Annotated in this window: 1 protein-coding gene; it reads left to right on the top strand. The window is 45.3% G+C overall.

Translation table 11 applies throughout. From position 1 onward, the window contains the following. A partial coding sequence (locus E0D98_RS25515; RefSeq protein WP_131891499.1) for an autotransporter outer membrane beta-barrel domain-containing protein occupies window positions 1-592 on the top strand: 592 nt, incomplete at both ends.

Raw genomic sequence — 592 nt, 5'->3', positions numbered from 1 at the left:
CAGTACTGAAAGCCAGAGACCAGGCATCTGTTGTTGGTGATATTATGTCTGATAAACAGGCCACAATCAGCTTCGGAACTGAATCAGGTAAAGAGGGCATATTGTCTGAGAAGGCATCCCGGGGACTCGCGGCAGGATTACTGAGTGGTTTTAATACGGCATACCGCGGTGCAATTCATGCCCCATCTGCATCTGCTACTGTGAACAATACCTGGTGGCAACTGACAGGAGACTCCTCACTTCGCTCGTTAAAAAATACCGGAAGCATGACATATTTTACAGGAAGTGCAGCGAATAAAGCATTCCATACACTGACGGTTGATGAGCTGACGACGAATGGCACTGCGTATGCCATGCGTACGGACCTGAAAAATGCGGATAAGCTGGTAGTAAACCAAAAGCTGTCAGGTAAGGACAATATTCTGCTGGTTGATTTTCTGAACAAACCCACCGGAGAAAAACTGGATATTGAACTGGTAAGCGCGCCAAAAGACACCAATAAAAATGTCTTTAAAGCCAGTAAACAAACCATTGGTTTCAGTAATGTAACGCCGGTTATTACAACCCGGGAAACCGATGACAAAATAACATG

The organism is Escherichia sp. KCJ4928 (genome assembly GCF_004352695.1).
GTDB lineage: Bacteria > Pseudomonadota > Gammaproteobacteria > Enterobacterales > Enterobacteriaceae > ECMA0423.
This window is presented reverse-complemented; position numbering and strand designations above follow the sequence as displayed.